The organism is Paenibacillus sp. JJ1683 (assembly GCF_053006485.1).
Genome location: NZ_CM129820.1, coordinates 1,018,469 through 1,044,088 on the forward strand (window position 1 = coordinate 1,018,469; position 25,620 = coordinate 1,044,088).

At 44.4% G+C, this 25,620-nt stretch carries 24 protein-coding genes and 1 riboswitch; of the genes, 17 read left to right on the forward strand and 7 right to left on the reverse strand.

Annotated elements, in window-relative coordinates; genetic code table 11:
* Positions 1 to 56: 56 nt before the first annotated feature.
* Positions 57 to 731, reverse strand: a complete 675-nt coding sequence (locus ACUC6J_RS04580) for an NAD(P)H-dependent oxidoreductase (protein WP_016819845.1) — start codon at positions 729 to 731, stop codon at positions 57 to 59.
* 142 nt (positions 732 to 873) lie between these two features.
* Here ACUC6J_RS04580 and ACUC6J_RS04585 point away from each other — a divergent pair, with 142 nt between their 5' ends.
* Together ACUC6J_RS04585 and ACUC6J_RS04590 are read left to right on the forward strand one after the other, a co-directional pair.
* Positions 874 to 1,254 carry a winged helix-turn-helix transcriptional regulator gene (locus ACUC6J_RS04585; RefSeq protein ID WP_447249819.1) on the forward strand — a complete coding sequence of 127 codons (381 nt, stop codon included), beginning with the start codon at positions 874 to 876 and terminating at the stop codon, positions 1,252 to 1,254.
* Between the two features lie 204 nt (positions 1,255 to 1,458).
* Positions 1,459 to 2,451, forward strand: a complete 993-nt coding sequence (locus ACUC6J_RS04590; protein ID WP_447249820.1) for an ABC transporter substrate-binding protein — start codon at positions 1,459 to 1,461, stop codon at positions 2,449 to 2,451.
* A gap of 118 nt (positions 2,452 to 2,569) precedes the next feature.
* On the opposite strand, the gene ACUC6J_RS04595 is transcribed toward ACUC6J_RS04590, so the two are convergent.
* From ACUC6J_RS04595 to ACUC6J_RS04605, 3 genes are all read right to left on the reverse strand, one after another.
* Positions 2,570 to 4,072, reverse strand: coding sequence for a stalk domain-containing protein (locus ACUC6J_RS04595; protein WP_447249821.1), 1,503 nt, complete (start codon positions 4,070 to 4,072; stop codon positions 2,570 to 2,572).
* Positions 4,073 to 4,291: 219 nt separating this feature from the next.
* Complete coding sequence (locus ACUC6J_RS04600) at positions 4,292 to 4,930, reverse strand: cyclodeaminase/cyclohydrolase family protein (protein ID WP_044787148.1); 639 nt, start codon at positions 4,928 to 4,930, stop codon at positions 4,292 to 4,294.
* Positions 4,927 to 5,793: a bifunctional 5,10-methylenetetrahydrofolate dehydrogenase/5,10-methenyltetrahydrofolate cyclohydrolase gene (locus tag ACUC6J_RS04605; RefSeq protein WP_019686224.1), complete on the reverse strand. Its 867-nt coding sequence runs from the start codon at positions 5,791 to 5,793 to the stop codon at positions 4,927 to 4,929. Before ACUC6J_RS04605 ends, ACUC6J_RS04600 begins: the two co-directional genes overlap by 4 nt.
* Before the next feature lie 113 nt (positions 5,794 to 5,906).
* Positions 5,907 to 5,990: riboswitch (ZMP/ZTP riboswitch) on the reverse strand.
* 212 nt (positions 5,991 to 6,202) lie between these two features.
* On the opposite strand from ACUC6J_RS04605, the gene ACUC6J_RS04610 reads away from it, so the two are divergent.
* The 12 genes from ACUC6J_RS04610 to ACUC6J_RS04665 all read left to right on the forward strand — a co-directional run bounded on the left by ACUC6J_RS04610 (position 6,203) and on the right by ACUC6J_RS04665 (position 18,997).
* Positions 6,203 to 7,264 (forward strand): fatty acid desaturase, encoded by a 1,062-nt coding sequence (locus ACUC6J_RS04610; RefSeq protein ID WP_447249822.1) that lies wholly within the window; start codon positions 6,203 to 6,205, stop codon positions 7,262 to 7,264.
* Positions 7,265 to 7,324: 60 nt separating this feature from the next.
* On the forward strand, positions 7,325 to 8,458 hold the full coding sequence (locus tag ACUC6J_RS04615) for a sensor histidine kinase (protein WP_019686225.1): 1,134 nt from the start codon (positions 7,325 to 7,327) through the stop codon (positions 8,456 to 8,458).
* Entirely contained in the window at positions 8,455 to 9,054 is a 600-nt protein-coding gene (locus tag ACUC6J_RS04620; protein WP_017426246.1) for a response regulator transcription factor, read from the forward strand. Before ACUC6J_RS04615 ends, ACUC6J_RS04620 begins: the two co-directional genes overlap by 4 nt.
* Before the next feature lie 167 nt (positions 9,055 to 9,221).
* The gene (locus ACUC6J_RS04625; RefSeq protein ID WP_025364095.1) at positions 9,222 to 9,842 is read left to right on the forward strand and encodes a deoxynucleoside kinase; all 621 of its coding nucleotides are present in this window, start codon (positions 9,222 to 9,224) and stop codon (positions 9,840 to 9,842) included.
* Complete coding sequence (locus tag ACUC6J_RS04630; protein WP_017426248.1) at positions 9,842 to 10,483, forward strand: deoxynucleoside kinase; 642 nt, start codon at positions 9,842 to 9,844, stop codon at positions 10,481 to 10,483. Before ACUC6J_RS04625 ends, ACUC6J_RS04630 begins: the two co-directional genes overlap by 1 nt.
* Before the next feature lie 191 nt (positions 10,484 to 10,674).
* Positions 10,675 to 11,676 (forward strand): Gfo/Idh/MocA family protein, encoded by a 1,002-nt coding sequence (locus ACUC6J_RS04635; protein ID WP_016819855.1) that lies wholly within the window; start codon positions 10,675 to 10,677, stop codon positions 11,674 to 11,676.
* Positions 11,677 to 12,007: 331 nt separating this feature from the next.
* Positions 12,008 to 13,033 carry a methionine ABC transporter ATP-binding protein gene (locus ACUC6J_RS04640; RefSeq protein WP_117288390.1) on the forward strand — a complete coding sequence of 342 codons (1,026 nt, stop codon included), beginning with the start codon at positions 12,008 to 12,010 and terminating at the stop codon, positions 13,031 to 13,033.
* The gene (locus ACUC6J_RS04645) at positions 13,023 to 13,685 is read left to right on the forward strand and encodes a methionine ABC transporter permease (protein WP_016819857.1); all 663 of its coding nucleotides are present in this window, start codon (positions 13,023 to 13,025) and stop codon (positions 13,683 to 13,685) included. The genes ACUC6J_RS04640 and ACUC6J_RS04645 overlap by 11 nt, the downstream gene beginning before the upstream one ends.
* 43 nt (positions 13,686 to 13,728) lie before the next feature.
* A complete protein-coding gene (locus ACUC6J_RS04650) occupies positions 13,729 to 14,616 on the forward strand; it encodes a MetQ/NlpA family ABC transporter substrate-binding protein (protein WP_016819858.1) in 888 nt (295 codons plus the stop codon).
* A gap of 68 nt (positions 14,617 to 14,684) precedes the next feature.
* Positions 14,685 to 15,893: a M20 family metallopeptidase gene (locus ACUC6J_RS04655; RefSeq protein ID WP_017426251.1), complete on the forward strand. Its 1,209-nt coding sequence runs from the start codon at positions 14,685 to 14,687 to the stop codon at positions 15,891 to 15,893.
* 185 nt (positions 15,894 to 16,078) lie between these two features.
* Complete coding sequence (locus ACUC6J_RS04660) at positions 16,079 to 17,512, forward strand: metallophosphoesterase (RefSeq protein ID WP_447249823.1); 1,434 nt, start codon at positions 16,079 to 16,081, stop codon at positions 17,510 to 17,512.
* 258 nt (positions 17,513 to 17,770) lie between these two features.
* Positions 17,771 to 18,997 carry an RtcB family protein gene (locus ACUC6J_RS04665; RefSeq protein WP_263559911.1) on the forward strand — a complete coding sequence of 409 codons (1,227 nt, stop codon included), beginning with the start codon at positions 17,771 to 17,773 and terminating at the stop codon, positions 18,995 to 18,997.
* 92 nt (positions 18,998 to 19,089) lie between these two features.
* Here the strand turns inward: ACUC6J_RS04665 and ACUC6J_RS04670 are convergent, their stop codons facing one another.
* Positions 19,090 to 19,980 (reverse strand): shikimate dehydrogenase, encoded by an 891-nt coding sequence (locus tag ACUC6J_RS04670; RefSeq protein ID WP_016819862.1) that lies wholly within the window; start codon positions 19,978 to 19,980, stop codon positions 19,090 to 19,092.
* A 27-nt stretch (positions 19,981 to 20,007) separates the two neighbouring features.
* Complete coding sequence (locus tag ACUC6J_RS04675) at positions 20,008 to 21,198, reverse strand: MFS transporter (protein WP_016819863.1); 1,191 nt, start codon at positions 21,196 to 21,198, stop codon at positions 20,008 to 20,010.
* A gap of 216 nt (positions 21,199 to 21,414) precedes the next feature.
* Here ACUC6J_RS04675 and ACUC6J_RS04680 point away from each other — a divergent pair, with 216 nt between their 5' ends.
* The 3 genes from ACUC6J_RS04680 (at position 21,415) to aroD (ending at position 24,586) form a co-directional block, all read left to right on the forward strand.
* Positions 21,415 to 22,326 (forward strand): LysR family transcriptional regulator, encoded by a 912-nt coding sequence (locus ACUC6J_RS04680; RefSeq protein ID WP_016819864.1) that lies wholly within the window; start codon positions 21,415 to 21,417, stop codon positions 22,324 to 22,326.
* 129 nt (positions 22,327 to 22,455) lie between these two features.
* Positions 22,456 to 23,718 carry an MFS transporter gene (locus tag ACUC6J_RS04685; protein WP_113050981.1) on the forward strand — a complete coding sequence of 421 codons (1,263 nt, stop codon included), beginning with the start codon at positions 22,456 to 22,458 and terminating at the stop codon, positions 23,716 to 23,718.
* A 103-nt stretch (positions 23,719 to 23,821) separates the two neighbouring features.
* A complete protein-coding gene (aroD, locus tag ACUC6J_RS04690; RefSeq protein WP_017426256.1) occupies positions 23,822 to 24,586 on the forward strand; it encodes a type I 3-dehydroquinate dehydratase in 765 nt (254 codons plus the stop codon).
* Between the two features lie 100 nt (positions 24,587 to 24,686).
* Here the strand turns inward: aroD and ACUC6J_RS04695 are convergent, their stop codons facing one another.
* Entirely contained in the window at positions 24,687 to 25,259 is a 573-nt protein-coding gene (locus tag ACUC6J_RS04695) for a shikimate kinase (RefSeq protein ID WP_016819867.1), read from the reverse strand.
* Positions 25,260 to 25,620 lie beyond the last annotated feature (361 nt).

Sequence of the window (25,620 nt, forward strand, 5' to 3'; positions counted from 1 at the left end):
AAGCCATGGAAATGGCTTGAGAGCGCCCTTTGCCTTTAATAAGGATATTCCGCGCTTTATACCCACTCCACAATCTGATCTACAGGTCGCCGAGTTTTGTCGCGCGGCTCGTTCAGGCGGTATCCAAAAGCCACCATACAAGAAATACCGAAATGCTCGGCATCCATAATGCCTTCTTCGGAGAGGATGCGTTCAATTTCTTGTTTATTAAAACCTTCGATAGGGCAGGAATCAATGCCGATTTGAGCTGCGGCAGTCATCATATTGCCCAGTGCGATATAGGTTTGTCGGCATGCCCACTCGAACATAGCTCTTTCATTTTCCTCAAGCGCAAAATCTGATTTTAGGAAGGCGTCATATACCTTCTCTTTGCCTTGCATCACTTCAGCAGGTAATTGCTGCACGTTTACCATCATATTCTTGATATAATCGGATGAAGCTACCATATCTTTAGGCAATCTAGAGAGAATAAGTACGAAATGGCTTGCTGTTGGCAACTGTTTTGTGGCCCCCCAAGAATAGGGCAGCAGCTTCTCACGCATATCTTTACTTTGGACGACAACAAATTTCCAGGGTTCAAAGCCAAACGAGCTTGGGGATAAACGACCGGTTTCAAGAATAAACTCAAAATCGGAATCGCTAATTTTCTTATGACTATCAAATTCTTTTGTAGCATGTCTGAACTTGTATGCAGCCAAGATTTGATCTTTAGTGGTTGTTAAGGTTTCCATCGTGATTCCACTCCTTATGGTTGTGATTGAAATTGACGCTTACTAAGTGCATGACTAATATTAGAATATACATGACCATTTTTGAAGTACGCACATTAATGTGCTGTAGTATATAAAATGATACCAAGGAGGAGAAGGGCCAATGCGCAATCGGAAAGGCGGTTTTGGTGAATGTACCGCTGGGAATGATCAGGCGTGTCCTGTTGAGTACACGTTGGATGTGATTGGGGGCAAGTGGAAAGGGATTATTTTATACCATCTCATGCATGGGACTAAGCGATTTAGTGATTTTCGGCGGATCTGCCCGGGAATTACCCAGCGTATGCTGACACTCCAATTGCGCGAGCTGGAAGAGGACGGTGTCGTTCATCGTGAAGTCTACCAGCAGGTTCCGCCTAAGGTTGAATACTCTCTCACCGAGTTTGGAGAAACACTCATCCCGATTATTAATCTGATGAAGGATTGGGGAGAAGAATATAAAACAAAACAGCGATCACCGGAAAGCAGCCCTTCAGCAACCTAGCCCCAATTTGTAGGTTTAAGAAGCAGCCGCATCCAAAAGACCTGACCATCATTTTGGCAGGTCTTTTTATTTTAAAAGTGAAATAATAAAAAGTTCGCTTTGCAGTTGACAGCAAGGATGACGCTTGATATATTTCTTACGATATTGATAATCATTATCATAATGGTATAAGGCTATTACCATATTACATAGGGGGCTAATAGGTTGAGGAAAAAATCGATATTTATGCTGGCTACTTTGATGCTTGTATTGGCTGTATTTATCAGCGCATGCGGCGGAAATAACACTGAAGGTAATACCGCTTCAACTTCAGGAGATAAGCAAGAATCGGCTTCTACTGGAGAGACGAGAAGCTTTAAATCGGTTAAAGGGGATATTGAGATTCCCGCTAAGCCACAGCGTATTGTAACGGATTTTTACGGCGGAGAACTGCTGTCTGTTGGTGCTAACGTGGTGGGTGTGGAGCCGACTGCGTTTCAAAATCCTTTTCTGACTGATTTGCTAAAGGAAAAAGGAACCAAAGAGGTGGGTGATCCTACCAATTTGGAAAAGACGCTGGAACTCAAACCCGATCTGATCGTGGTTATGAAGGATACGAATTATGAAGCTTTGTCTAAAATTGCACCTACCCTGTACATTCCGTACGGCACCACGACTAATATCTATGATACGGTCAAGCTGTTCGGCGATATCACTGGGGAAAAGGAGAAGGCTGAGCAATTTATTGCCACCTTTGACAAAAAGGCTGCTGAAGGCCGCGCTCGTCTGAAAGGTGTTATTGACGAAAAGGCAACTTTCGGGTTGTATGAGCTGACGGACAAAAACGCACTTTGGATTTTTGGCGACAATGCAGGACGAGGCGGACAAGCCGTATACAATGCGCTCAAACTGAACATGCCGAAGAAGACAGCTAATTCCAAGGAACAAACCGTACAGCTTTCAATGGAGGTACTGCCGCAGTATGACGCAGATTACATGTTCCTGACAACCTATGATCCAGACAAAAAGGGAACCGCGCTTAAGCAACTGAAATCGTCCGCTGTGTGGGGCAATCTGCCTGCGGTGAAGAATAATAGAGTGTTCTTTAATGATTTTGATACGTACTATCGCTATGATCCGATTGCTATTACCGGACAGATTGATATGATTGTGGATATGCTGGTTGAAAGAGAGAAAGAAAATAAAGCTAAAAAATAGGTGAGTTTTGTGTTGTAACAAAATGTCGAAGGCAGATAGGAAGCTGCATACTACACGCAGTATATAGCAATAAAAGACCAGTCCAACATAAATCATGTTTGGACTGGTCTTTTATATATTATTTCGTCGTAATTACGATAGTATCTTCTTTTTGTAGCCAATCTACCTTGGCTCCCAGTGTCTCGCTGATGAGCCTCAGTGGAAGATAACCAATACCGTTCACCATGAAGGGCGGATTGGTGAGTTCTACAGATTTACCGTTCACTTTTGTTTGGCTGGTTTTAAAATTAATTTCTAGAGAGACGGGAGGGTCTCCCGCCTTGGACTGATTCATTTTCGCTATTTTGCTGTTGAAATCATAAGTGATGTCGGCCCCCAGTTGATCAAAAACAGAACGCAGGGGAATAAACGCCTGCCCATTGCGGGTAATCACACCGTTGCTTAGAGGGACAGGTGTACTGTTGAGACGGACGAGAATCGGCTTTTGTACAGGAACTGGCGTGCTATAAAGAAATTCATAATCGCCTATGCCGAGTTGCGCGTGTTTGTTAACACCCCAGCCCCACAGTGCGCCGTTTGCCTTTTGCATGATGACGTGCCGTGGGCCTGCCTTGATGCTTTGAATATTTTGAGCAAGTAATGTAAAAGGGACATTGGAGGATAATTTTTCGCCATCTAGAGATGCAACATATACATTACCAGCAGTGGTTAGAGCAAGAAGGGAGCGCTCAACGAAAAAGGCGTCTTTAACGTCCTTTACTCCTGTTAGCAGTACAGGGGGATTCGTGTTGTGATAGGTTGTATTGTCTAAGGCACCTGTAACTGTAGCCCCCCAGAACCATAGCCGACCTTGCTGATCGATGGCGAGATTGGAATACCTATTGGCCTTGATGGTCTTGATGTCCGATAAGGCATGAATTTGCGTTACGGATAGCGTTTCGGACGGAGTTACATTTTTATCAAATTCTTTGGCCCACGTCCACACGGTACCATCTTTTTTTAAGGCTATGTTTTTAGCGATTGCCGTAATGTCTTTTAATGATGAAACAGGTTCGAAGCCCTGTAAGGCTGTTGTGTTTTTCCATACACTGCCGTCTTTTCTTAGGAATATCCAGCGTTCCTCATAATCCGGTCTTTCCTCATAATAACTATCGATATGGGCAACCTCGTCGATGCCAGATAGGGTATGAAAAGGACTGGAGATGTTTCTATTGTCGAGTTGATCAGCGAGAAATATGCTGCCTTCGTTGGTCAGAGCGAGTACATGATCATTCAAACTACTTACAGCAGCGAGGTTCTGTAGTCCTTCCAGAGGAACAAACTTCACAGATTCAGAAATGTTGTTTCTAGGCACATACCAAGCAGAGTGGTCTTGCAAGGTAAATACCAGATCACCCTCGTTGATGATATTAGAGAATGTTTTTATTACGTTTGGCTTACCCTCTACACGAGTCGGTACGGATTGATTATAGCCCCACAGCCACAAGCTTCCATCGGATTGGATCAGACTTCCGGAATCATAGGAGCGAATATGCGATGTAGAATCATTTCCGGCCGCCCACACCCTGGGACTGATCAGTAATAACGTAATTATACTGAGTAATAGACCACGTCTTTTCATACGATTTTCCTCATTTCTTGATCAATGTGTATAAGAGAAAAAGTAATCTTAAAGAATATCCCTAATCCATAGACGAAGAAAGTATAGAAAAGTTTTCCAAATATAATGAATCAAAATAAAATAACCTCCAAATCCAACAAATAAGGATGGATTTGGAGGTTATTTCTGTTAGCAAGTAGGTAGAATATATGGGTTAGCACAGCTAGAGCGCAGTATGAGCTAACTACTCGCTATTCGACTGCGTATGGTCAACAAGGTTTGCTCTTTAATTTGTCCGATTTCACGGAGGATTGTGGCTGTTTTGGCTTCGTAGGATTGTTTGACATCCAAGTCTTTTAGCGAGGCAAGGTTAATATCAATGGTGAGCAGGGCGGATTGAGCGGCTGCTTCAAACAAAATCGCACCGATGCCCAGATCAGAGATCACATTTTTATTGGATATTTCCACAATATTGTAGGCTTGTGATAGTCCGTCCCGGCATACTTCCAGCAGGCGCATAGGTACTTCAATGGCAGCAATCACAGCTGTTTGTAAGGAATGGGTACGATAGCGCTTTTCTTCGTCTGTTTCTTTGGGCAAACGCAGCGCGGTCATGTACTGTTCAAAGGATTGGATGTCTGCGGCCATCAGTTCCTCACAATGCGTAGACAATCTTTCCATACTGCTAATGACTTGCACCATTTGTTCACGGAATTGCGTGTATTTTTCTCCTTGTGAAAGGTTGGCGGTCATGGAGGTCATCGCTGCGCCTAGTGCCGCAGCCAGCGCGGATACACTTCCTCCACCAGGGGTAGGCGCTGCACTTGCAGCTTCTTTCAGAAAATGTCCGATGGACTGGTTCCACGACAGTTCACTCATGAATAAACCACCTCTCTGGAGTAATGTTGCAGATGTATCGCTTTGAGCAAGTTTTTGTACAAAATTGCGGTCGTTAAGGTGCCTACACCGCCGGGAACGGGAGAAATGGCATGTACCTTTTCTACAACGTCCTGAGCAGCGTCCCCCACAATTTTACCCTCCAGCGTCTCATTAATTCCTGCATCCACGAGAATCAGACCTGGATGAACCATATCCTGCGTAATCACATCAGGACATCCGACTGCGACGAAGGCAATGTCTGCATGGCTCAGATGCTCTGCAATATCACGCGTACCTGCATGACAGGCGGTGACGGTGGCATTTTCTCTTTGCAGCATGTGGAAAAGGGGAAGTCCCACTGTTTGCCCGATGCCCACGAGCGTGACATTTTTGCCTGCCAAGGAGTGGCCGTAATGCTTGAGCAGTTCAATACAGGCTTGAGGTGTAGCGGGGTATAGCCCTGCGTCACCCGTAACGGTAGCCAGCTTGTTATCAGGCGTAATTCCATCAATATCCTTGTAGGGGGCGATGGATTGTTTAATAACGGAGGCAGAAAGATGTTGCGGAAGCGGGAGTTCCAGCATAATGCCATGTACATGGGATGCATCATTTAAGGTGCCGATCAGATGCAGAAGCTCGGCTTCGCTTACATGACGATTAAAAGTATGGAGATGAAATGAGATGCCCAGCTTCTCTGCTATTTTTTGCTTGGTCCGTGCATAGTATGCAGATGCCGGATCACCCTCTACCAACAGGGTTGCCAGATGGGGACGGTGTCCTTGCTGTTTCATTTGCTCTACTTGGGAACGGATCGTTGCATACACTTGCTCAGCTGCTTCTTTGGATTTCATGATAATAGCCATAGTCCGAGCCTCCTCTGAATTTATCGCATAATGGAATCAACAGGGTGTCATGGTCTTAGAAAACGAAAAAAAGTATTTGCACAAGGTCGTCAAGACAGACGAATCCTCTGCAAATACTTCTCCCAGGCGAACGGTACGCTTGATTGTATGCTCCCTCGTGGTTCATTCCACTGACTTCGCCAGTCACATACAGCGTTATATACCTTATATTTTAACAAAATAACAGCAGAAAAGAAACCCGTGAACATTTGCCAAACAGGTTTGGTTAGTTGTCTATATGACAAATGTCATATATCCGAACTGACGTTTATGACTACAGCAGATACAGCGGTCTCCTTATACTGAGCTTAGATCAACATGTACGCCTGACAGGATTAAGGTATGGGCTGCATTTTAAAGGAGGATCATAATGGGTATGACACAACTCCCGTTAGCTCAATTGAAAAAAAATATGGCTCCCTACGAGAAAATAAACACGAAATCCAGCGTTCTGCAACTGTTCAATACCTTGGGACCGCTGATCCTATTGTGGTATGCCGCTTATCTTAGCCTAGCGGTTTCTTACTGGCTGACGCTTCCCATTACCATTATTGCGGCAGGGTTTGTGGTACGGACGTTTATTATTTTTCACGATTGTGGTCATCAATCTTTTTTCAAAAGTCGCAAGCTGAACGATTTTGTGGGAACGATTACAGGTATTATTACGCTCTGCCCTTATCACCAATGGAAAAATAGTCACGCGATCCACCATGCAACCAGCAGCAATCTGGATAAAAGAGGTACAGGTGATATGTGGGTGCTCACGGTAGAAGAGTACACAGCAGCTACCACATGGACACGGCTGGCCTATCGTATATATCGAAATCCTTGGGTTATGTTCGGTCTAGGTCCAATCTATACTTTTTTGATTTCCTATCGGTTTAATGTCAAGACAGCCAAACGTAAGGAAAAGATAAACACCTATGTGACGAATATATCCATTGTTGCATTGTATGCACTGTTGTGCTGGGCTATTGGTTGGCAGGCATTCCTTCTGGTACAGACGCCTATCTTTTTTGTCTCTGGTATGTTGGGAATCTGGCTGTTCTATGTGCAACACCAGTTTGAGGATTCGTATTTTGAGCATGATGAAGAGTGGAGTTATATTAATGCGGCCGTCGAGGGCAGTTCTTACTACAAGCTTCCTAAAGTATTGCAATGGATTACAGGTAATATTGGTTTTCATCATGTTCACCACTTGAGCCCGAAAGTACCAAATTACAATTTGGAGAAAGCGCATGAAGCGACACCGTTGCTGCAAAAGGCGACCACGATTACGGTGAGTAGCAGTCTGGAATCTTTGAAGTTCCGACTATGGGATGAAAGTACCAAAACCTTTCTGACCTTTAAACAAGTAAAGCCGCTGCTTAGCAAACGTGTTGGCACTTCAAAACCCATCCCTACGCCTGTTGTAGGCACGGAACGAAAATAACGTTGTATGGAATTTGGTATGATAAAATAAGGGGTATCTAAAGTAGAAAAGGGTGGCAGGATGCAAAAGTGGTATCAGATTTTCCAAAGAAATACGGGACTTAGCCCTTATGTGTGGGTTGTCTTTTATATCCTGCCCTTTTATTATTTTAGCTCTTCATCTACAAGTCATATTATTCTGGGAACTGCTATTATTTTGGTGTTTTTTGCTTGTTATGTACTGGCTTTTGTCTCTCAAGGCTGGCTCATATACTTTTGGACCAGTGTGCAGATTGCTATATCGATTACGATGACGCTGCTATTTAGCTATATGTACTTTTCCATATTTATCGCTTATCTGATTGGTAATATGAAAAGTAAGGCTGCATTTACGACGCTGTATATTATTTTAATGGTGATTACGATTGGATTAATTAATTACGGGTTTGTTTCACAGAATCCCGTTTTTATTAAGCAGATTCCTTTTATCCTGCTCAATCTGATTGGTGTGATTCTCCTGCCGATTACGAACTTTAATCGCAACAAAAGTGATCGGCTTCAGGTCCAATTGGAGGATGCCAATAAAAAAATATCGGAATTGATTAAGTTGGAGGAACGGCAAAGAATCGCGCGTGACCTGCACGATACCTTGGGTCAGAAGCTGTCACTCATTGGATTGAAGAGCGATTTGGCGGGCAAGCTGCTGGACCAGTACCCGGAACGGGCTCATGCCGAAATTAACGATGTTCGTCTTACGGCGAGAAGTGCGTTAAAAGAAGTACGAGAAATGGTTACTCAAATGCGCGGCATGAGACTAGAGGATGAACTGCTGCGTATTCGGCAAATTTTAAAGGCTGCTCACATCGAACTGACCTTGGAGGGCGACCCGAAGCTGGAGCATACGTCATTAATGAATGAAAATGTGCTGAGTATGTGTATGAAGGAAGCCGTAACCAATGTAGTGAAACACAGTGGAGCTACCGCTTGCTCCATCACCATTGAGCCGTCTCGTAAGGAATTGACCCTGCGGATTCAGGATAATGGAGTCGGCATTACTGGAGAATATGGGGCTCTTCGGGGAAATGGTCTGCAAGGCATGAAGGAAAGGCTCGAATTCGTGAACGGATGTATGGAACTGCGTTCAGATCAGGGAACGACCCTGGTCATTAAAGTGCCTAACATCACTGAAAAGCCGAATGAGGAGGTGGGGCCATGATTCGAATCGTCATCGCAGAAGACCAGCGTATGCTGCTGGGTGCTCTAGCCTCCCTGTTGGACTTGGAAGAAGACATGAAAGTAGTCGGAAAAGCAAGCAACGGGGAAGAAGCTATAGAACTGGTGAAGCTGCATCAGCCAGACATATGCATTATGGACATCGAAATGCCGATCAAGAGCGGATTGGATGCGGCAGAGGAACTCAAAGGCTTGAATTGCAAGGTGCTTATTTTAACAACGTTTGCTCGCCCCGGGTATTTTGAACGAGCGATTAAGGCGGGCACACACGGTTATTTACTCAAGGATAGTCCCAGTGAAGAACTGGCTTCCTCCATTCGCAGTATTATGGCAGGTCGGCGTATTTACGCTCCAGAACTGGTTGATGATGCTTATGCCGAGGTCAACCCGCTGACTGAGCGTGAAAAGACCGTTCTGGCGCTTATTGCTGACGGAAAGAACACCAAAGAAATTGCTGGTGAACTGTATTTAACAACAGGGACAGTGCGGAATTATATTTCAGTCATTCTCGATAAGCTGGGTGTCAGCAACCGGATTGAGGCCATTACACGTTTTAATGAAAAAGGTTGGTTTAAATGAGAGACAGACAAAATATTAAGCAGGACAGGGCGCTATGAATCCAAACATAGCTGCTCTGTTTTTTTGTTTTATCCATAGATTTGCTATGCCTCTAGCGTACTTCCTTGTGATACAATAGGATAGTTGTCCATAGGATGGACCCGGAGTACAAGGAGGAGCAGAACCGCATGAAACAAGCCCCGTTTATAGCCGTTGAAGGGCCGATTGGAGCCGGCAAGACGACGTTGGCTTCGATGCTTTCAACCGAGCTACATTTGCCGATGATCAAAGAGATTGTCGAGGAAAACCCGTTTCTCGATAAATTCTATCAAAATATAGATGAGTGGAGCTTTCAGCTGGAAATGTTCTTTCTCTGCAATCGGTATAAGCAGCTAGAGGATACTGGCCTGCAATATATCGAGAAAGCTCAGCCTGTGATTTCAGATTACCATATCTATAAAAATCTGATTTTTGCTGAACGTACACTTAAAGGTATAAAACTCGAAAAATATCGCCAAATCTATCATTTGCTCACCGATGATATGCCTAAGCCGGACATTATCGTTTATATTAGAGCAGATTTGGATACGTTGCTGAGCAGAATCCGTAAGCGCGGACGCTCCTTTGAACAGGAGATGGACCCTGCCTATCTGGAGCAATTGATTACGGATTATGATAAAGGCATTCAGTTTCTCGCCGAACAGTCACCTGCCCCGCGTATATTGACCGTGAACGGGAATGAAATTGATTTTGTAGAAAACCAGGCACAATTTGAACAAATTGTTTCCGATGTAAAGGAGCTTATATAGTGAATAATTACAACATTCCTGCAAATGCCCTGATTACGGTAGCGGGTACGGTAGGTGTAGGTAAATCCACGTTAACAGGTGCTTTGGCCAGTCGTCTTGGTTTTAAAACCTCGTTAGAGCAAGTCGATCATAATCCGTATCTGGAGAAGTTTTATCACGACTTCGAACGATGGAGCTTTCATCTGCAAATCTATTTTCTCGCGGAACGCTTCAAGGAGCAAAAGAACATTTTCTTGTCTGGTGGAGGTTTTGTGCAGGATCGTTCCATTTATGAGGATACGGGTATTTTTGCGAAAATGCATGCTGATCAGGGAACAATGAACCCTACCGATTACGAAACATATACTAGCCTGTTTGAGGCGATGGTCATGACCCCGTTCTTTCCGCACCCTGATGTGCTGATCTATCTGGAAGGCAGCTTGCCCTCCATACTGAGTCGGATCGAAGAACGCGGCCGCGAAATGGAAATCCAGACCGAGCGATCCTATTGGGAGCAAATGCATCGCAGATATTCCAATTGGATCAACGAATTTGATGCCTGTCCTGTACTGCGTCTAAACATTGATGAGTACGATGTACACGACCCTGCCTCCATGGATGCCATTTTGACAGAAGTGGGCAAGGTAATCTCCACAAAGTAGAGATATAACCCCAAAAAGCATACAAGGACTGTGGTACAATCAGTATAAATTAAGCTGATAGACCGCAGTCTTTTTTAATATGTGGAAGTATGAGGGATGACAGGCAGTATAGTGGACAAGTCTTGGCTGGAATGCGAGAATAGGAACATATATTAATTGTAATGACTCACGGGAAAGGATGGGATACTGTGATGCGTTTTGGTATCGTTGGAACGAACTGGATAACGGAAAGATTTATTCAAGCTGCGATAGAGACAGACGAATTTTCCCTGACCGCGGTGTACTCACGAACAGAGGAGAAAGGCCAAGCCTTTGCTGATAAATATAGCAGCCAGCCGGAGGTTTTTACAGATCTGGCGCAAATGGCTGCAAGTGATCAGGTGGATGCCGTATACATTGCCAGTCCTAATTCCTTACATGCAGAGCAAGCGATCTTATGTATGAACCATGGAAAGCATGTGCTGTGTGAGAAGCCTTTTGCTTCTAATGCAGCAGAGGTGCAGAGCATGATCGAAGCCGCGCGCAACAACGATGTTCTGTTGATGGAGGCTGTTAAATCCACGCTTATGCCCAACTTTAAAATTATAAAGGATCATATGTATAAAATAGGCCGGGTTCGGCGTTATTTTGCAAGCTACTGTCAATACTCTTCACGCTTTGATGCTTTTAAGCAGGGTAAGGTGCTGAATGCCTTTAATCCGGCTTTTTCAAATGGTTCCTTGATGGATCTGGGAGTGTATTGTTTGTATCCGATGGTGGCATTGTTCGGCAAACCGGATGAGATCCGAGCGGTGGGTGTGCTGTTATCCTCTGGTGTGGACGGCGAGGGCAGCATCGTGATGAAGTATCCGGATATGGATGCGATCGTCATGCATTCCAAAATTACAGATTCCTATTTGCCTGCCGAAATTCAGGGTGAGTATGGAACGATGGTAATCGACAAAATCAGCCAGCCCTATGAGGTGAAAATTCATTATCGGGACGGCACGATTGAGGATTTGACCAAGGCTCAGACGCGTGAGCCCATGTATTATGAAATTCAGGAATTTATGGATCTGATCAAGAGTGGGGAACGCAACAGTTCTATTAACTCTTTGGAGTGTTCACTGGCAGTCGCTGAAGTGATGGAGGAGGCAAGACAACAATTTGGCCTTCGTTATGAAGCGGATTTGAAAAATACTTCTGCACATTAGTCTGTGGCGCATAATCAAGATTAACAATGCACAAAAGGCTACCGATTTTGCATAACTTTGCAAATATACGGTTAGCCTTATTTGGCTTTGTAGGTCTAAAAAGGTAATCCATGGTGATGACGAGAGTAAGCAGATTGTATTCTTTTTTTATTGACAGATTCTCTTTCATGTCTTAAGGTGTTAACAATACATGATCAATATCAGTTAAATTATCCCATTTTTGTCCACGAAGATTAGGGAGTTTTTTTTAAGTTTTAAATCCGATTAAATCAACCGGATTACTAAATAAAATGGAGGAATACATCAATTGTAGGCGCAAGGGGGAAGCGGTTTGATAAAGTTTGAGCAAGTTAGCAAAATATTTTCCTTACCCAATCGCAAGGTAAATGCACTGGAAGAGGTATCGCTATCGGTTGGAAAGGGAGAAATTTTCGGCGTGATTGGCTTTAGTGGTGCGGGCAAAAGTACGCTGCTGAGGCTTGTCAATTTACTGGAGCGTCCCTCAGAGGGACGGATTGTCGTTAATGATCAGGATATTACCCAGATACGTCCCAAGGAGCTGAGGAATTTAAGAAGGCGGATCGGGATGGTATTCCAAACCTTTAATCTGTTTAACTCTCGTACTGTGTACGGGAATTTGGCTTATCCGCTAAAACTGGCTAAACTTCCTAAGGCTCAGATCGATGCCCGTGTTAAGGAATTGCTACAATTTGTTGGATTGGAGGACAAAGCGGATTCCTATCCAGAGCAGCTATCTGGTGGGCAAAAGCAGCGGGTCGGCATTGCCAGAGCACTGGCGAATTCGCCTGATATTCTGATCTGTGATGAAGCGACCTCAGCACTCGATCCGGAAACGACAGAAGACATATTGAAGCTGCTGAAAAAAGTAAATGAGGATTATCAGATTACCATTTTGCTCATTACCCATGAAATGAATGTGATTCGTAGTATTTGTGATCGTGTGGCAGTAATGGAGAATGGTAGGGTGATTGAGCAAGGGAGTGTATTCGATGTATTTGCCAATCCACAGACGAAGACGACGAAAAATTTTATTCGTTCTGTACTGAATGACCAACTCTCACCCAAGCTGCTGGACAAGATTCGGGAGCATCACGTCGGCCGATTGTACAGACTTGTTTTTCGAGATGGGGCGACAAGTGAACCAGTGCTCTCAAGAGCGACACGTAAGTATAATCTGGATTACAACATTGTATATGGAAGCATTAATGAGCTGCAGGGGGCGCTGTTTGGAAGTTTAATTGTTGAATTAATCGGTGCAGAGGATGAAGTTAACAAGGTCGTGGAGGAACTGCGAACGACGGTGGAAGTCAGGGAGGTGGTCGATCATGAGAGTTAATTGGGATACGTTTTGGCTCAAAATCGTGGAGGCTACAGGGGAAACGCTTTTGATGGTTGTTGTCACGCTGATTTTTGCTAGTATTCTGGGACTTATGATTGGTTTAGTGCTGTATGTGACACGAAAAGGGAGCTTGTTTGAAAACAAATTTGTGTTTATGTCTCTAAACCTGCTGATTAATATCATTCGCCCGATTCCGTTTATTATTTTTTTAGTGGCGATTAGTCCGGTTACACGGTTAGTTATAGGAACTACGATTGGCACCTCGGCAGCTATTTTTCCAATGACTATTGTAGCAGCCTTTGCAGTTGCAAGAATTGTAGAAAACAATCTGGTCTCCATTGATCCAGGGATGATCGAAGCAGCCAAGGCGCTGGGGGCAACCCCCTTTCAGATCATCACGGGTGTGCTGATTCGGGAAGCACTGGGACCTTTAATTCTTGGTTTGACGTTTATTACGGTGGCCTTGATCGATTTCTCTGCTATGGCTGGCACTGTGGGCGGAGGGGGTCTCGGGAATCTGGCCATGACCTATGGTTATCAACGATTCGATACTTCGGTTATGATCGTCACGATTGTTTTGCTGATCGTCTTTGTACAGGTCGCCCAATATGCGGGGAACTACTTGTCTCGTAAATTCCTACGTCGTTAATTGGAAAACAAGGATTATACATAATGATAAAGGAGAAATGAAAATGAAAAAAATATTTCGCTTAGGTTTGCTGGCTATTCTTAGTGTCTCGGTTCTTTCTGCTTGCTCAGCTAATGGTTCAGGCTCCAATGGTAATGAAAAAGTACATGTTAAAATTGGGGTTTCAGGATCAGAGGATACGTATTGGGATGTGCTTAAGAAGAAAGCAGAAGCCAAAAACATTGAAATTGAGCTGATCAGCTTTTCGGATTATACCTTACCCAATAAGGCACTTGCGAATAAAGAGGTAGATTTGAATTCCTTTCAGCATTTGGCCTTTCTCAGCCAATTTAATGTAGAAAATGATGTGAATCTCGTCCCTATTGGTGCAACGATTATCGCTCCCATGGCGCTGTACTCCGAAAAATTCAAAAACGTATCGGATATTCCTGCTGGCTCCAAAATTGCTATACCGGATGACCCCTCCAACCAGGGACGGGCTTTGAAATTGCTCCAGTCTGCCGGATTGATTACATTGAAGCAAGGCTCAGGCCTGTATCCGACCCCAGATGAGATCGAAGGGAATCCCAAAAAGCTAGAGATTGTTCCTGTTGTCGCCCAACAGACGCCGCGCGTCTTGTCTGATGTAGCTGCCTCAGCCGTGAACAGCGGTGTTGCTACGGATGCCGGGCTCAAGCTGGATGGAGCCATTTACAAGGATGATGCAAGCAGTGAAGAAGCGAAGCCATATGTGAACGTGTTTGCTGCCCGTGCAGAGGATAAAGATAATGCGACCTACAAGACGATCGTGGATTTGTACCATGACGCTGATGTAGCCGAGGCTGTAAAGCAGGATTCCAAAGGAGCTAATGTCGTAGTAGACCAGTCTGCCGAGGAGCTGCAGGCTACATTGGATAAGCTGGTGGCGGATGTTAAAGCGCAAAAGAAATAAGGATATCTGATAGAAGTTAACTTGGAAGCATATAAAAACTACTATTATTGAAATGAGGAGAGATTGCGATGAGTACAGCGAATACGGTGGATACCCAAAGACAGAGGATTATTGAGAAAATTGAGGAGTCTCGTCAGCTCTACACGGAGACGAGCCGGTTTATTCACGCTAATCCCGAAATCGGCAATCAGGAATTTCAAGCTTCCAAGGCACTGACGGGTATTTTGGAGCAAGCGGGATTTGAGGTAACCCGTAATGTAGCGGGACACGAAACCGGATTTGTTGCTCGCAAGACTTCGGCTAGACCAGGTCCGAAAATTGGATATCTGGCTGAATATGATGCACTGCCCGGTCTGGGCCATGCTTGCGGCCACAATATTATCGGGACCGCAAGTACGGCAGCAGCTATCGCTTTGGCACAGGTGATTGATGAGACGGGGGGCGAGGTGTATGTGTTCGGTACTCCTGCGGAAGAAGGCGGTCCTAATGGAAGTGCAAAAGGCAGCTTCGTGAAGCACGGGCTGTTCGAAGGAATTGATGCTGCGCTGATGGTTCATCCATCAGGTGTGACCCGGCTGACCTCACCGAGCCTGGCAGTTGACCCGCTAGACTTTCATTTTTACGGCAAAGCGGCTCATGCCGCAGGATCACCAGAGCAGGGAATCAATGCGCTCGATGCGGTGCTGCAATTGTTCAGCGGGATCAATGCTTTGCGCCAGCAACTGCCGACCGATGTGCGTATTCATGGCATCATTACGCATGGAGGTGACGCACCCAATATCATTCCGGATTATGCGTCGGCGCGCTTTTTCATTCGGGCAAGCACTTGGCAGCGCACAGAGGAGGTTTCCACGAAAGTTCGCCACATAGCTGACGCTGCTGCTTTGGCAACGGGAGCCACTGTGAAAATCGAACGTTTTCAAAATGAAGTGCGCGACTTCATACTGAACGATACGCTGGACGAGGTCGTCGGTCGTGAACTGGAAGCGCTGGGAGAACAGGTGGATCGTGGCCCTCGTGCCGGGCTGGGTTCGACAGATGCGGGAAATGTGAGTCATGTTGTCCCAACTGCACATGCTTACATTAAAATCGGCCCGGATGATCTCATCGCTCATACGGTAGAGTTCCGGGAAGCAGCGGGTTCTGTCAAGGGAGAGGAAGCCTTGGTGACTGGAGCCAAAGCGTTAGCCTTGTCAGGCTTGGAGCTACTGGTGAATGAAACCCTGCTGGTTGCGGTGAAGGAGGATTTTAAGCGTACGCATCCAGCGGCGCAGTAAGCATCAGCGCTTTAATAACTTCTATCCTAATAGCATAAAGAGGATATCTTACTGTCTTGTTGACTGTAAAGATATCCTTTTTTATTTTTACAAAGCACTGCATCTCAGCAAATAACGTATTAACAATTGATTGTTATGATCATGTTTATAACTTTTACATATTAACTGCACAGAGGAGTGTACACATGTTTAAGAAGTTTCAAAAATGGTCAGCAACATCTATGTCTGTTGCTCTTGCACTAGGTTTGATTACTGGCATGTCAGCTTTGCCTGTTCATGCTGAGTCATCAGGGAACACAGATCAAGGTATTAGTAAAGTTACAGTTACATTTTATGGAGACACCAAAGCCTCCAAAGGATTTACCTGGTATACCTCAAAACTTTTCACGAAGAGCACGGTTCAAGTAACCAAGAAAACCGCTTCTGAAGCTGATTTTACGAGTGCTCTTACATTCGAAGGTACTTCCTCTCCATCAACCAATTCACCAGAAGAGCTTGTCCATAAAGCCGTAGCAACAGGTCTTCAAGCGGACACAGCTTATTATTATCGTGTGGGTGATGCAGCGCGTGGGATATGGAGCGAAACAGGTACGTTCCAAACAGCTCCTAAGAGTGGTGAATTTACCTTCATTGATCTAGCTGATACACAAGCAAAAAGCGAAGATGAAGCCATATTGTCTTCACAGACGCTCGAAAAAGCACTTCAAACCGTAGGTAATGCTCAGTTTGTAGTTCACAACGGGGATATCGTAGATACCGGTACCAAAGAAGAGCAGTGGAACTGGTTGTTGGGGCATTCACAAAAAAGCCTTTTGAATACAACCATTGTTCCCTCAGCAGGTAATCATGAGGATGAGAACTACGCTTTTTATGATCACTTTAATATTAACCAACCAGCTGGTTCAGCTACTAAAACAGGAGCGTACTACTCCTTTGATTACAGCAATGCTCACTTTATCGTACTGAACTCCAATGAGGACTCAGAGAAATATGCCAATTTTTCTGAAGACCAAGTCGAATGGTTAAAGAAAGATGCTGCGGCAGCCAAAAAGGCAGGTGCAAAGTGGATCATTGTGAATATTCATAAAGGTCCTTACACTACCTCTAACCATGCAACAGATGCTGACATCATGGATAACAATGGAGTTCGTAACCAAATCGCTCCACTCATGGACAAACTTGATATCGACTTTGTCGTGCAGGGGCATGATCATATTTATGCTCGGACGAAACCAATCAACCAAGAGGGTAAAGCAACAACGCCAACCAAATTAAAAGATAGATTAAATGAAAAGACGATTGAATATAGTGTGAATCCGGATGGAAGTATCTATGTCATCCCGGCAACCGCTGGCCCCAAGGTCTACTACAAAAACCCAAGTGAAAAACTTGGAGATAAGTACTATAATCTCTTTGAACTAGCTGAAGAGAATCATGCGGCAGTTTATGGCCCAGATCCGAGTGACAATCGTAGACCTGTACGAGGACAGGTACAAAATTTTGTGGGCATCACCGTAGACGAAAATAAACTTACAGCCGTAACGTATGAAATTGATCAAAACAAAAATGATGCCAAACCTTTTATTGTGGATCAGTTCGGAATCATCAAAAAATATTAGTATATATTGATTTAATGGTCTCTAAATGATCATACAAGGATATCCTACAGTCTGTTTGGCTGCAAGGATATCCTTTTTCATTTCCTTATAGGGCCGGGACTTTCTTATAGAGAGACGTCTGAAGTGGTGCTTGTAATACTTACGCCCTGTTCGGAAGCGGGTACATCGTACATAATGCTATTAACAGTCCAAAGTTTAAAAGTAGAGTATTCAATTTTACATAGATAATTTTTTTGCAAAATAAGGGAGGATACAACGATGGCTTATCAAGAAATGAATGGAGTACGCGTATGGGGAGCACCTGATCCGGGGGCACTATCTCAAGCCCGCACATGTGCCGAAAATGGCAATGTGATTCAGGCGCTGCTGATGGCAGATCATCATAAAGGCTACAGTCAGCCGATTGGTGGTGTGGTGGTATATGACGGACAAATTTCACCTTCAGGTGTGGGGTATGATATCGGCTGTGGAAATAAGGCGGTAAGAACCAAGCTGTCTGCAGCAGATATTATGCCGCGTATTTCAACCGTGATGAATGAGATTTCACGTCAGATTTCGTTTGGCGTAGGTCGTGTGAATGAGGTTCAGGTAGACCATGAGCTGTTCGATGACCCGGATTGGGCGGTATATGCAGCGATTGGGAAGCAAGAGCATGACAAACTGAAGTCCTTGGCGAGAGAACAGCTGGGTACAGTAGGAAGTGGTAATCATTTTGTTGATGTATTTGTGGAGGAAGCGACAGGACAGGTCTGGATTGCCAATCATTTCGGCAGCCGGGGCTTTGGTCACAAAACAGCAAGCGGGTTTCTAAATTTGGCCGCAGGACGGGAGTTCCTCGGAAAGGCGCCAGGAGAACATATGGATCAGCCGCCTGTGCTGCTGGATATGAACAGTGAGCTGGGGGATATGTACTACCGTGCGATGCGCCTTGCCGGACGTTATGCTTATGCCGGACGCGACTATGTGATAGAACAAGTGCTTGGTATTATGGGGACTGAAGCGGACTTTACGGTGCATAACCACCATAATTACGCGTGGAAAGAACAGCATGATGGACGCGACACCATTGTGGTCCGCAAAGGTGCAACCCCCTCGGCCCCTGGTCAAATGGGCTTTATTGGAGGAAGCATGGGCGATATCTCGGTGATTGTACGTGGAAAAGATTCGGTAGAAAATCGGGATTCCTACTATAGTACAGTTCATGGTGCAGGGCGTATTATGAGTCGTACCCAGGCAGCTGGTAAAATGAATTGGAAAACCCGTACGCGTAGCGGTGGGCAGATTACGGACCTACAGATGAAGGAGGCCGTTCGAAACTACGGTGTCGAGCTGCGCGGAGCAGGTACTGATGAGAGTCCGTTCGTCTACCGCAAACTGCGTGAGGTGTTGGACGCTCATTCCGAGACCGTGGAAGTTATGCATGTGCTGAAGCCGATCGGGGTATGCATGGCTGGGGCCAATGAGTTTGACCCTTATAAGGATTAATGAAATGATTTAACAATAAAAAGGGACTATACCCGACAGGAATGATCATTCGTCGGGCATAGTCCTTCTGAGTTATGTAGTGCCTCTCAATCTTACAGTTGATCAGCAAAAAGCTGTTCTTTAATATAAGCGACAGGCATTTCTTGTCCTGTCCATAATTCGAAGGCAAGTGCGCCCTGCCACAGCATCATGCCCAGACCGTTAATGGCGGTTGCACCTACAGACTCAGCTTGTTCAATCAGCTTGGATTTGGCTGGGCTGTATACAACATCGGTCACGATCAGATCGGAACGAAGCATGGACACATCTTCAATGACACTTTTACCTTCCAGCGGTTTCATACCGACACCTGTACCGTTAGCGAAAATATGACTTGTAAGAATCTCTTCACGCAGCTTCTCTTGATTCTCTAATGCATAGATATTCGCCTTGACTTGGGCATGTTTCATCTCTTCATTAATAATACGAACATTCTCTTCCGCCCGGGCAAAGAACTGGTCATTACGAGCGAAAATTGAAATTTCAGCGAGACCAGCCCGAGCGGCTTCAATAGCAATCGGCGTTGCAGCACCGCCTGAGCCGACGAGTGTCATTTTCTTACCTTTCAGATCAATGCCGTGCTCCTGCAAGTTACGAACATAACCAGATCCATCTGTACTGTAGCCTTTCAGCTTACCATCCGTATTCACGACGGTATTGACAGCACCTGTAAATTTAGCGCTGTCGTCCAGCTCGTCAAGGTACTGTAAGATCGCTGTTTTGTTAGGCATGGACACGTTGTAGCCGCGTATGTTTAGAGCGCGCATTCCCCGTACTACTTCTTCGAGTTGTTCATTGCCTACTTCAAAGGCCATATATGCGTTGTTCAGCCCCAGTTTTTCAAACGCAAGATTATGCATAGCCGGGGACAAAGAATGTCCGATCGGTGTAGCAAGCAGTCCAATTAATTGTGTTCTTCCGTCAATACGTCCAGCATTTTTCATAATAAGCCTCCAAGTGATCTGTGTAGTTTAATGAAACACTTTTTTATATCGATAAGCAACAAACACGGCCAGCAAAATGCTGACTACAGCAATCGCAATATCCAGAATGAATACCGAGGTAATTCCCAGACTTTTGGACATGCTCCCGGTAGCCAAAGGCATCAGGATGAACGATAGGCTGGCTGCTATGTTCACGAGAGAAGTCGTAGTTCCTTTGTTCTTGCGGAAAAATTCCGTCATAACCGTGAGGGCAATTTGGAATATGCCTGCGGTGGACAAGCCGATTAAGAATGAACTGATCAAAGTAGCGACAGGATTGTGCCATACAATTAAAGCCAGCAAAGAAAGCAGGGCAATAAGCGGGTACACAATCATGACGGTAATGGGCTTAATGAATCTACCAAGTACCACAGCTAACAAAATAACGGAAACTAGTGAACCTATACTATAGTAGCTAAGCAGCTTAATGGCGCTGGCTTTGTCCATGCCCAGAGCCTCTTGTCCAAAGGTAGGAAGCCATAGCTGCACGATCATGAACAATACAGTGGAAGTAAAACCGATAATAATCAGAGACAAACCTTCTTGCCAAAACTTGGGCTCGCTGTGGAACGAATCCGTTGATTGACCAGTCTCGGTTGGAGCCTTTTGTTCCTCTGCTTTGTGGTTGGGGAAACCGGTCATCGACAAGAAGATCCCGTTCAGCAGATAAATTCCTGCAGGAATAAAGAAGGAATATCCATAGAACATATCGTGGTTAATAAAAAATGCAATCATGAACGGAATAACAATGGCACCGATCGAGATGGATGCTTTGACCAGGACGGTTGCAGACCCGGCTTTTTTTCCGAACCCTTCAATGAGTGCTGGATAAGTCCCCGCATCCATCATAGAGTTGCAGAGCCCTGCGATAATGGCAAACACGAATGCCAACGTGTAGTTAGGTGCAAGCGGAATGCCGATCAGGAAGATTAAATAAGCAAATGATGCAATAACAATGAGTGGTTTCCTTCCGTATTTATCTGACATTTTTCCGGCTACTCCGAGAGCAAGCAGTTTACCGATTCCAATCGCTGACACCAGATAGCCGATGGCTGCTTTATCCGTGTTCAATTGCACGGTCAGAAAGCTCATATTCGACGAGAGAATAACATTAATCATACCCAGAAGAAAATAGTTGATATAAAGCCCTGTTGCCATTCTGATATAAGGATTTTTCATAAGTGTAACTCCCAACTTAAATTTTAGATCAATGGCCTAGATAGGCATCGTCCAGGTCTATTAAAGTGCGCCCACAAACAAGTGAAAATATTCACATAATGTCTATGTCTTAATTATATAAGGGGTGTTATTATAAATCCAATGCATATTTTTATCGTTTTTCATAGTTTGAATCTATAATTTAAAATATGAATTAAAGAGGGAGCGTACATCCTTATGAATCTGAAGCACTTACAATATTTTCGTGTACTTGCAGAGATGGAGCATTTTACCCAGGCAGCTGCGCGGCTATGTATCACTCAACCCAGTTTAAGTCATGCGATTTCAGAATTAGAAAAGGATTTGGGCGTTCATCTGTTTGAAAAGCAGGGGAGGAATATTCGGCTAAACAAATACGGGCGATTTTTTCTGAAGTATGTGGAGCACGCGATGGATGAATTGGAAAAGGGGGAGTATAACTTACGGGAATTAGTGAGTCCAAGCCATGGGAATATAGATTTGGCGTTCATTTACACGTTAGGTTCACACTTCATTCCAGCGATAATCCAAGCCTTTTCAGCTCTGGATGCCCGTAAAGACATTTCCTTTTCGTTTCACCAAGGGAATACGAACGATATTATTCAAGGCCTGAAGCAGGAACACTATGACGTGGCGTTCTGCTCTCACGTGGAAAATGAACCAGATGTAGAGTTTATTCCGCTGGCTCAGCAGGAATTGGTGGTCATTGTTTCTCCTGATCATCCGCTGGCTTCTCTGGATCAAATTGACCTCAAAGATACAGCGGATTACCCGGTGATCTTCTTCAACAAAAAGAGTGGGGTTCGGCCCATTATTGAAAATTTGTTCGCCAAGGCAGGCGTTACGCCACAGATTATTTGTGAGATTGAAGAAGATACGGCAATGGCTGGGCTGGTGTCTATTAATTACGGGATCGGAGTTATGCCCCGCATTTCATCGTTAGATTATTTTAACGTCAAAACATTGCCTATTGTAAATCCAGAATACGAACGTTTTATCTACCTAGCCAGCATTAAAAATAGATATTTATCCCCGGCAGTAGTAGAGTTTCGGAACTTTGCCCTAAGTTATGGCAAGGAGTTTTATCTGAAAACGCATCAGCGTGTCTAAGCTGGAGTCTCGCAATATTTAAACTTGATAAATTTTAAATTGTGTTCTATACTTCATCATCGACACAAGCAATGTGAAATGATTCACGTTTTGATACTACAAGACTTACTTACAAAAGCAGGTGATTTCATGATGAAACGTTCTTCTACTCCCGTGGCGACAGGTCTGTATGTGAACTATCTTTTGTTCGGCATGTTTAATATTATACTGGCGTCGCACATGTCCTTTTTAACAGAGCATTTGCATACAGATCAGGCGGGCATTAGCCTTTTGGTTTCCGCGATGGGATTTGGCAGACTGTTTACGCTGTACATATCCGGCGTGCTCTCCGACCGCTATGGTCGCAAACCGTTCATTGTGGCCGCAGGGCTGCTGATGGCCGTATTTTTGGTCGGTATACCACTGAGTCCCACCTTTGAGATGGCGATGGTACTGGCTGTGCTGGCAGGTGTAGCGAATTCTTTTCTTGATTCAGGTACTTATCCGGCTCTGATCGAGGCTTTCCCCCAATCCTCTGGTTCGGCTACAGTGTTGGTGAGAGGTTTTATATCCATTGGGGCGGCATTTTTACCGCTAATGATTATCTTTTTTATGAATCACGATATTTTTTACGGGTTCTCTTTCTTTATACCAGCATTGATATTTGCATTAAATGCGGTCTACTTGTTCAGAATGAAGTTTCCAGACATGCGGGTACAGCCCACCAAGGAGCAAAGTGGCGGTACTACTGTATCTAGTGCCGAGCAGACAGGAAATTTAAAGGCAGATGATGCGAGTAAACCGCGGTTTTGGCAGGAAGGTGTATGTCTTATTCTGCTTGGATTTACGGGGCCTACTTTGCTGTATATTGTGCAGTTATGGCTGCCTACGTTTGGACAACAGTTTATCGGCATGACGGAATCAGAGTCTCTCAGACTATTAGTTTATTACAATATGGGTTCGCTGGTTTCCGTGTTTGTATTGGTCATTGTGTTGAGAAAATGGGTTAAACCTGTTCATATCATCCTTATTTATCCTTGTATTTCCTTGTTGGCTTTTGGAGCGCTTCTTCTTTTCAAATCAGGGGCTGCCGCCATTATCTGTGCGAGTGTCATCGGGTTTTCCATATCGGGTGTACTTCAGCTGACGTTAACCGTAATGAGTGAATTTTTTAGTCAACGAAAAGGACAGATTACCGGGTTTATTTATACCGCAACTTCGCTATCCTATACGCTCATCCCCGTGTTTACAGGCTTTCTTTTGAAGCATTCTCAGATTTCCAGTGTGTTTATGCTGGCTATTATCGTGAATGTGCTCGGGATCGGACTGGCGGTGTTTGTTAACTTTCGTTACAGTGTCGTTTTTCCTGCAAAACGAGAATTGTCTCCTCAAATTGTACTGGATACGAAATAACTAGCGACTGAACCTAATCATCTGCATGCTTATTCAGAATGCGTTATACTATGAATTATTGTGAATGTTCGACTTGAAACTGTAATTGGGGAGTGAGATAGATATGGCAAAAATCGTAAAGGTAAAAGATGTACGGATCGGTGAAGGAGCGCCTAAAATATGTGTCCCCATGGTGGGAGAAACGTTGGAGCAGTTGAAGGAAGAGGCTGCCCATTTACGTACACTCGACCTGGATATCGTAGAGTGGAGAGTCGATTTTTTCGAGCATGTGGAGGAGCTGGAAAAGGTAAAGGCTGCCTTACATGAGATTCGGTCTATTTTAGCCAATATTCCACTCGTATTTACGTTCCGTAGCGCCCGAGAAGGTGGAGAAAAGGAAATCAGTGCGGCAAGCTATGTAGAATTGAATCGTACAATAGCCGAAACGGGACAAGTAGATATGATTGATGTAGAGCTTTTTAATGAGGAAGCTGATGTGAAGATGCTGATAGAAGCGGCACATAAGCATAATGTGTATGTGATTATTTCTAACCACGATTTTCAAAAGACGCCGTCGAAGGAGGAAATTGTGTCCCGGTTGCGTAAGGCACAGGAATTAGGCGGCGATCTGCCTAAAATAGCGGTGATGCCAACCAATACAGCCGACGTCCTAACCTTGTTGGACGCCACACGCACCATGGCAGAAGAGTATGCGGATCGGCCGATTATCACGATGTCGATGGCGGGAAAAGGTGTCGTGAGCCGTCTGACCGGAGAGCTATTTGGTTCAGCGTTGACTTTTGGTGCTGCCAAGAAGGCTTCTGCACCAGGACAGATTCCTGTCACTGAACTGAGAGAAATATTGCAGGTGCTGCATAGCCACTCTTAAGAGATGCAATTACTACCCACTAGCGAGCAAGGAATTCATAGTGAACACAAAAGGAGGACCCCATGCGATAAGCATGCTGGGGTCCTCCTTTTTGTAATGCTTAATTCAATCCCCGAGTAGGTTCATACAATTCCCAACCCAGATTCAGTGTTTGAATAATATAGTCTGCGACTTCTTCCGCATCCAACTGATCGGTATCGATCTTGGAGTGATTCACCGCGTAAATGTCCTGTCTGGAACGGAAAAGATCTTCAATTTCCTCTAACGTCTTGTTTTGCAGATTAGGGCGGGTGTCAATCAGCATCTTGAGCCGATCTTTCCAGGAATCCCAATTTAAATCCAAGAAGAACACAATGGAGGAAGCCAAACAAGCCTGCTTCACCTCTTCCTGTAGAAACGCGCCACCGCCAACAGAAATGATTTTAAGACGCGTATTGCTGCACAACTTCAAAATATGCTCTTTTTCAATCTCACGGAAACGCTTCTCTCCGTAAGTTTTGAAAATTTCTGTTGTAGGCATGTTGTACTCTTGTTCAATCTCCTGATCAATATCCACGAAATCGCGATACAGCTTGCGCGCTAGATGGGAACCGATCGTTGTTTTGCCCACGCCCATAAAGCCGATGAGCACAATATTTTGTTCTTTTAATGGAATCTCACTATTGTTTTGCACATAACCACTCTTTTCTCACCAGTAATGTTGAGATGTAACGCTTCAAAGCACTAAATACATTATACGTTCATCAACCGTGTCATTCAATAGTATAGAGCACATCAGCAATGAGGTATACGATAAAAGAGACTCTGATTACCAATGGAGTGATAGAACAGCAGGTAAAAAACTAGGTATTCAAGTGTTATGTAATGCGTAAATGGAAGAAAAACAAACTTGTACAAGTATAAAAGAGGCAATATTGTGTACTTAATTGAAAAAAAGGACATATTTTGCCGAAAAACGTATTGAAATTATTGGAAGTAGGAATATAATAGAGTTATGCAAATTGTAAATGTAATCGCTCTATTTACAATTTGTG